Source organism: Bradyrhizobium sp. SHOUNA76 (assembly GCF_023006445.1).
Lineage (GTDB): Bacteria > Pseudomonadota > Alphaproteobacteria > Rhizobiales > Xanthobacteraceae > Bradyrhizobium.
Genome location: NZ_JALBHA010000925.1, coordinates 1 through 1149, shown reverse-complemented (window position 1 = coordinate 1149; position 1149 = coordinate 1). Strand labels below are relative to the sequence as shown.

The window sequence follows — 1149 nt, the reverse complement described above, 5'->3', positions numbered from 1 at the left end:
ATCGGCGCCGATGACGACGTCTCGTCGCCGCCGGCCTGCCGCCAGATGGTCGAGGGCGCGCATGGCCGCAGCGCGCTGGCGCGCATTGTGGTCTATCCCGGCGCCTATCACGATTTCGACCGCGCCAACACGCCACTGCACGCAGCTGCCGGCAGCAACGATGCCGCCGCGCCCGAGCGCGGCCATCTCGGCACGGATGCAGAGGCGCGCGCGGAGTCGCAGAAAGAGGTCGCGGAGTGGCTGGCGCGTTAGCCTGGATGCGGACTTGTCGCGCCGTAGCTCGAAGAGCGAAGGCGGAAGCGGGGCCGTCCGAGGAACAAATTCAGGCGGACAGCCCCGCATCGACCACCGCCCTGCACGGAAGATGGCCGACCGTGAATCTACGGGTGGCGAACGGCTGCGGTTTCAGCCCATGACGGCGCCTTAGTTCGACCACGATGTCGATTAAACGCAATCCTCATGCGCAACCGCATCGTCCTCTTCTCCTCCGCACTGGTCGTCTTCACCGTCGCGATCTTCCTCTATGAGGCCCACGCTGGCGCTCCCCAGCGCGCGCCGGAACATTGCGGCTTCTGGACCACGATCGACGCGGGATTGTCCTGCAGGTAGGCATGGCGGTGTCGTAGCCCGGATGAGCAAAGCGATATCCGGGACGGCCGTTGCCGGATATCGCTTTGCTCATGCGGGCTCCGCGCTGCTTCCACAGCCGTCATTGCGAGTTGTGCCTACATCGGCCCCACGCACTCCCTGTCATCGCCCGGCTTGCCGCCTTCGCTATAGCTTCGGCGGCCGAGCACCCTTGTGGCCCGGCGTAGCCTTGGCGGAGCCGGGACCGGGCGATCCAGGACTCCGAGACGTCTGTGATTCACCGGGGAGGCGCGGCCTACTGGATTCCCCGCTCCAGTGCGCAATTGCGCACAAGGCGGGGAATGACACTGAGCGTGGAATGCCGTTCGTCGCGCCTCAGCTCAGAACAAGCTGCCCTGATCCACCGGCTTGGCCACGCGCTTCGGAGCGGGCTTTGTTTCCTGCGGGGCCGGCTTCGGTTGCGACTGCGCGCGCTTTGCCGCGGGAGGCGGGCGATCTGCGTCCGCGGTCGCCGCAACACGGCCATCCGCAAACTCGATCTCGAGCCGCGCGTTCGGCCCG

General features: G+C 67.0%; 1 protein-coding gene and 2 pseudogenes. 2 read left to right on the top strand and 1 reads right to left on the bottom strand.

The features are described from left to right. Nucleotides 1-252, top strand: a pseudogene (locus MOV74_RS38635) (lysophospholipase); the annotation flags it as partial. Between the two features lie 207 nt (nucleotides 253-459). Next, nucleotides 460-609, top strand: a complete 150-nt coding sequence (locus MOV74_RS38630; RefSeq protein ID WP_246932810.1) for a hypothetical protein — start codon at nucleotides 460-462, stop codon at nucleotides 607-609. A 359-nt stretch (nucleotides 610-968) separates the two neighbouring features. Here the strand turns inward: MOV74_RS38630 and MOV74_RS38625 are convergent. Further along, nucleotides 969-1149: pseudogene (locus tag MOV74_RS38625) on the bottom strand (exodeoxyribonuclease VII large subunit); the annotation flags it as partial.

Coding starts and splice junctions, on each gene's coding strand:
- MOV74_RS38630 (WP_246932810.1), top strand. CDS start 460: ATGCGCAACCGCATCGTCCTCTTCTCCTCCGCACTGGTCGTCTTCACC.